Below are 5,372 nucleotides of genomic sequence, written 5' to 3' on the forward strand. Positions count from 1 at the left end.
GGCTCCGGATTGTGTCCGCACTTTTCACAGGCGTCTTGCAAGAGGTAGTAGTTGGTCCCCATTAGCTCTTCATCCTCATCACGCCCTCGCCCCCGCGTTGTACAGGTGCGCCGCCGCAGATGAAATCGTCTCGAGCGAAAAACGGTATAAAAACCAACATCCTAATTCTGTGCATAGTGCTTAGCATGTTGGGGTTGGGAATCGTCTACGGTCTCGATTTTTTTGAAAGCCGTGCAACGCAAGTTGCAAATGATAAGGGAACGCCTGTTGAGTTCACCATCGCGGCATCAAAACTGCAGGCACCAGAATCGTGGATCGTTTCCGAATTCAATCCCGAGCAAACAATCCTAAATTTGCTCCAATTACACCTGACAATGAACCTAGATGGTCAGAGCTTCACGCTAAACCTGACGTTGATGCCGGCCGCACGTGCCGCCCCAAGCGCATATTTGCTAGATTCACTCTACATCCACAATTTCGCGCCCGGTCGTTCGGACCAAATGTATGGGCTCGTGGTCAAAAAACTAAAGAATGAAGCCGGTTTTGAAGACGAAACCGTTTGGTACGACGCATTGAGCGCCACACCCTTTGTGGCCAAATGCCTAGAGGAGAAGGTTGCCGTTGAGCGCGCAAAGAATTGCATCACGACTGTTTTGGTCAACAAGCGCGTATCCGCGCTCATTCAATTTGAAAAGGCCATTTTGCCCCATTGGCGGCAATTCTCTGTGGCGCTGAACAAGCAAATGGCCGAATTCAACGTTGATTAAGAATAGTCTTCCAGATCAATGTCAAGAATCGCCATTTGGAAGTTGAAAGAGCGTTCGCCCTCATCTTCGTCTAAATACATAACGCCGATGAATTCTTCCCCAAGGTAAACCTCAGCCGAATCGTTCTTGTTTGGGCGTGCCCGAACTTCAAACGCTGGGTTGCCAAATTTTCCACGTAGATACTTCGTGAGATTTGCAATTTCTTCTTTTGTCATTCTGACCACCACTTTTGGCATTTAAGTTAGAGCGCGAAACTAGCAAGTTAGCCAATTTGCTCAACAGCTAGTTTGGTTTTCCCCACTTTAGCCGAATTTCAAATTTTCATGATGAAATGTTTTGTACCAGTTGCCATCTCGCTCAATCCAAAGCGCCATACATATGTCAACAACACCATCATTTTTCTCACGCAAATACGCGAGGCAACAGCTGTCCTTGGATCCAAAATGACCCCACAAGCGGGTCATATTGACGTCCGCGGCCTGCCCGATTTGCTCAATGTAATCCGACTTTGCGATCGCATTTCCATCTACGTCAAAACTCACAAAATCACTAGCGACATGGGCGGCCAGATCTGCTGATTGCATTTCGGCAAAAGCCAATTGTTCTTCACTCAGCCAAATCTGGTCGATAATGCTTTGCTTGGACGTGGAAATCTCAGTTTGAATCTGTTTTACCGCTATCATCGACAATCATCTGGTCCATTCTGGATGCAGGTTGGGCACAACCGGCCTCTCCCACAACCTTCGCAGGAACGCCAGCAACTGTGGTTTTAGCAGGCACATCCTTTAAAACTACTGAACCTGCAGCAATTCGCGCGCAGTCACCAATAGAAATATTTCCCAATATTTTCGCGCCAGCGCCAATCATCACCCCACAGCCAATTTTCGGGTGCCGATCACCGTCTTCTTTGCCTGTACCGCCAAGAGTTACGGCGTGCAAAATTGAAACATCATCCCCAACACGCGCAGTCTCACCGATCACCAGGCCGGTGGCATGGTCCACCATTATCCCACGTCCAATCACGGCCGCAGGATGAATGTCCACCTGAAACACCTGTGAGGAGCGGCTCTGCAAATATCTTGCAAAGTCCTTGCGTCCGCCTTTCCACAATGCGTTGGAAAATCGATAGGTTTGAATTGCTTGAAAGCCTTTGAAAAACAAAACAGGGTCAATTGCCCGGTTGCATGCCGGGTCACGTTCTAATGTGGCCATTAGGTCAGAACGAATATTGTCTGCGATTGATGGATTGTCGCGTAAAACGTCAAAAAACGCCCGGCGAATAATCGCCGCAGGCATATCACGGTGGTCCAGAAGTTCGGATGCGCGATAGGCAATCGCCTCTTCGACGCGCTCGTGGTTGAGAACATTTGCAATAACCAGCCCCGCAAATGCAGGTTCATTGGCCATCATTTGCTCAGCATCGCTGCAAATCGAGCGCCAAACCGGGTCAACGATTGTCGGTTTTTGCGATTGCAGCTTTGTCTCAGCCATTGAAGTTCTCCGTTTTCAACTCTTGTGTATATGGGTGCTATCAACACATTTACCACCCAGCGGCCCCTTTAAGAAGGATAGTGCCGCCCAAGGAATGATAACACAGCTTGTTTAAACTGTTTATCCCCTGTCGCGCGCATGTGATCACGCCCTTCAATCACAAAGCTTTCGCCTTGTTTCATCAATGCGGCCAGCGGTTCAGGTCGACCGCCAACCTCATCTTCACTGCCAACGGCCACGAGAACAGGCAAATCAATTTTGCTTATGTCTTCTTCTGTGATGCGTTGACGTGAAGACGCCATACAAGCAGCCAAAGCACGACGGTCGCTTTTTGTGTGGTCGGCAAATATGCGGAACATGCGCCCAGTTTTGTCTTTTACTTCTTCAAGCGTTGGCGCAAGCAAAGCGTCCACAATTACACCGGACGTGGACATGCCGATTGTCATACGCTCCCCAAGACCACCAAAAATTCCGCATTTGATCAACTCGGGAGCAGCCATACACGCATAAGCAGATATGCGTGCGCCCATTGAATAGCCCATGATCGCAATCTTCTTGATCCCAAGGTATTTGATCAGATTGATCGAATCCTTTGCCATCTCACTGGAAGGATAGGCATCAGAATCATAGATCTTTTGCGATTTGCCATGACCGCGGTTGTCTATTGTGATCACTCGGTATCCGGCACGCACAAGAGAATCAACCCAATCTGTGTCTACCCAATTGACTTTGCCATTGGACCCAAATCCATGAACCAGCAGAATGGATGGCCCCTCGCCATATACGGAATAGGCGATTTCATAGCCTTCAGATTGAAAGTGCGGCATTTTGGACCCTATTTAGTTGCATTTACAGCGCTCAATATCAGCAAAATGTGTTTTGGCAAATTGTCAACTTGATCAGCAAAGGTTATACGCTGTTCAACGCGCATGGGTTTAGCTATGTTTGACCCATCTTGTCATCAGACCATTTTTGAAAAAAACGAGAGCAATATGGCACACGGCACAACACCACATTACCACAACGCAATGGGCGTCCAAAAAATTGAAATTGGGTCCAAAGAGTTCAAATGTGTGGGCGCATTGCCGCCGTTTGATCATCCGCATATCTTTTTGGATATGGGCGATGACAACGACATTGTGTGCCCTTATTGCTCAACGCATTACATTCACAATGGAAACCTTGGCGCCGCAGCATCTTCTCCCAAAGAAGCCGTTTACGACGCTCATAAGGCGTAACAAACGAGGAATATATGGGCCCCGACAAAACGATTTCAATCAATGGGGCAGGTATTGCCGGTCTAACTTTAGCTCTAGCACTCGCAAAACTTGGCTTTCGCGTGGTCATTGCGGAACAGAGCCGAGAAATCTCACAATTCGGCGCAGGGCTCCAAGTTAGCCCAAATGCCCGCCGTGTGCTGAACGAGCTTGGCTTGAATGAAGTCATTGCCGCTCATAGTTTTGAACCGGCCGGAATTGATATCTATCGCCATGGCAAATCCGCGCCACTTTCCAAGGTAACACTTGGCCAGTTTTCAAAAGAGCGATACGCTGGAACACCCTATGCTGTGATGCATCGCGCTGACCTCGCTGAACAACTCTACAAGGCCACAAAGGCGTTTCCGAATATCGAAATCCTGTTCGGCGTTACCCAAACACGTGTAGAAGACTTGGGTGATGGCGTTTCGGTAATCATCGAACGTGAAGGCAAAGCAAGTTACCCGCCCAATAGACAACGGCAGGTAGATTTAGCCAATCCGTGCGGGCAATGCCCCACGCCGCGTATATGCAAAGGCAAACCGCACAGGCCAGCAGCGTCCAAAACGAAAAGATCACCACCGGTTCACCACGATTAAGCTTGCGCACCAAGGGCGCATAAGCGCCGTGACAAATGACACCGATGAAAAAGATCATTTCCCCGGTGCCAATGTTGAACGACAAAAGCGCATTCAAATCTCCGCGAAAGATCACCCATACTGCGCCCGCAGCCGCAATCAGCAAGCTGATAGTCATGCGCGAAGAAACCCGTTGGGCCAGAAACAAAATGCCAAACCCTGCCGAAATCAGCGGCATCAAAGTAAACACAGCGCCCGTTGAAACGGGCGAGGTGATCTTGAGCGCCTCGAACATAGTGACAAAGTAAACGCCCATCAAAGCACCAAGCAAGATGAACCGCAGCGGTGCTTTGGGGAGGATTTTGCCCTTTTCAACCAACTTATTGCCAGTGAAATAGGCAATCAAACCCATCACAATTGAAGCGAGCAGAAACCTTGAAGCGCTGAGTGCGCCAGCATCAATATGGGGGGCCGCCAATGCGCCAAATGAAAAGCTGGCGGAAATCAGCATGGCAAAAAGGATCATAGCAAAATGGCCGCGAAGTTTTTCGCGACCATCAATCACCTGTCCATGTGGGGAACTGGTGCTTTGTGCTTTATTCAGCAGGTTCTGTGACCGCACTTGGGTTGTTGGGGTGCGTTGTCCAGTTGGCATAATTGGGGTCAATTTCTTTTTTGGTGCGCGGGTCGACACCAGAAATTTGCTCCATTGTAATGCAACTATCAACCGGGCAGACGTTTACGCACAGATTACACCCGACGCATTCCTCGTCGATCACCTCAAATTTGCGCAAACCATCCACCATATTGGTGATGGCTTGGTGTGATGTATCCTCACACGCAATATGGCAACGACCACAGCTAATGCACAAATCTTGATCGATCTTTGCTTTGGTCACATAGTTCAGATTGAGATTTTTCCAATCCGTCACATTTGGCGTTGCAAGTCCCATGAAATCATCAATGCTCTCATAGCCTTTTTCATCCATCCATTCGGATAGGCCCGAAATCATTTCTTGAACGATTTTAAAGCCATAAGTCATCGCAGCGGTACAAACCTGCACGTTGCCACAACCCAAAGAGATAAACTCCGCCGCATCGCGCCACGTGTTGATGCCACCAATGCCAGAAATCGGCAGACCAGCGGTTTCAGGGTCACGGGCAATTTCAGCCACCATATTCATGGCGATAGGTTTAACCGCAGGGCCGCAATAGCCGCCGTGCGTGCCTTTCCCGTCGATCATCGGTTCGGGCGCAAAGAGGTCCAGATCGACCGAGGT

Annotated in this window: 8 protein-coding genes and 1 pseudogene; 3 read left to right on the forward strand and 6 right to left on the reverse strand. The window is 49.1% G+C overall.

What is annotated here, in order from left to right:
• Nucleotides 1–185: 185 nt before the first annotated feature.
• Complete coding sequence (locus Q0231_RS06300) at nucleotides 186–767, forward strand: hypothetical protein (RefSeq protein WP_299346450.1); 582 nt, start codon at nucleotides 186–188, stop codon at nucleotides 765–767.
• Here Q0231_RS06300 and Q0231_RS06305 read toward each other — a convergent pair.
• The 4 genes from Q0231_RS06305 to Q0231_RS06320 form a co-directional block, all read right to left on the reverse strand.
• The gene (locus Q0231_RS06305; RefSeq protein ID WP_269393930.1) at nucleotides 764–982 is read right to left on the reverse strand and encodes a DUF3126 family protein; all 219 of its coding nucleotides are present in this window, start codon (nucleotides 980–982) and stop codon (nucleotides 764–766) included. The two genes, Q0231_RS06300 and Q0231_RS06305, sit on opposite strands and share 4 nt — an antisense overlap.
• Nucleotides 983–1,069: 87 nt before the next feature.
• A complete protein-coding gene (locus Q0231_RS06310; protein WP_269393929.1) occupies nucleotides 1,070–1,450 on the reverse strand; it encodes a hypothetical protein in 381 nt (126 codons plus the stop codon).
• On the reverse strand, nucleotides 1,422–2,258 hold the full coding sequence (gene cysE / locus Q0231_RS06315) for a serine O-acetyltransferase (RefSeq protein WP_269393928.1): 837 nt from the start codon (nucleotides 2,256–2,258) through the stop codon (nucleotides 1,422–1,424). The genes Q0231_RS06310 and cysE overlap by 29 nt, the downstream gene beginning before the upstream one ends.
• Before the next feature lie 68 nt (nucleotides 2,259–2,326).
• Nucleotides 2,327–3,085 carry an alpha/beta hydrolase gene (locus tag Q0231_RS06320; protein ID WP_269393927.1) on the reverse strand — a complete coding sequence of 253 codons (759 nt, stop codon included), beginning with the start codon at nucleotides 3,083–3,085 and terminating at the stop codon, nucleotides 2,327–2,329.
• A gap of 165 nt (nucleotides 3,086–3,250) precedes the next feature.
• Here Q0231_RS06320 and Q0231_RS06325 point away from each other — a divergent pair, with 165 nt between their 5' ends.
• Nucleotides 3,251–3,496: a zinc-finger domain-containing protein gene (locus Q0231_RS06325; RefSeq protein WP_269393926.1), complete on the forward strand. Its 246-nt coding sequence runs from the start codon at nucleotides 3,251–3,253 to the stop codon at nucleotides 3,494–3,496.
• Nucleotides 3,497–3,510: 14 nt separating this feature from the next.
• Nucleotides 3,511–3,900: pseudogene (locus tag Q0231_RS16690) on the forward strand (FAD-dependent monooxygenase); the annotation flags it as partial.
• A gap of 49 nt (nucleotides 3,901–3,949) precedes the next feature.
• On the opposite strand, the gene Q0231_RS06330 reads toward Q0231_RS16690, so the two are convergent.
• Nucleotides 3,950–4,747, reverse strand: coding sequence for a DMT family transporter (locus tag Q0231_RS06330; protein WP_299346457.1), 798 nt, complete (start codon nucleotides 4,745–4,747; stop codon nucleotides 3,950–3,952).
• On the reverse strand, nucleotides 4,689–5,372 hold a 684-nt coding region (preA, locus tag Q0231_RS06335; RefSeq protein WP_299346460.1), incomplete at its 5' end, for an NAD-dependent dihydropyrimidine dehydrogenase subunit PreA. The genes preA and Q0231_RS06330, both read right to left, overlap by 59 nt.

Source organism: uncultured Maritalea sp. (genome assembly GCF_937139385.1).
Lineage (GTDB): Bacteria > Pseudomonadota > Alphaproteobacteria > Rhizobiales > Devosiaceae > Maritalea > Maritalea porphyrae_A.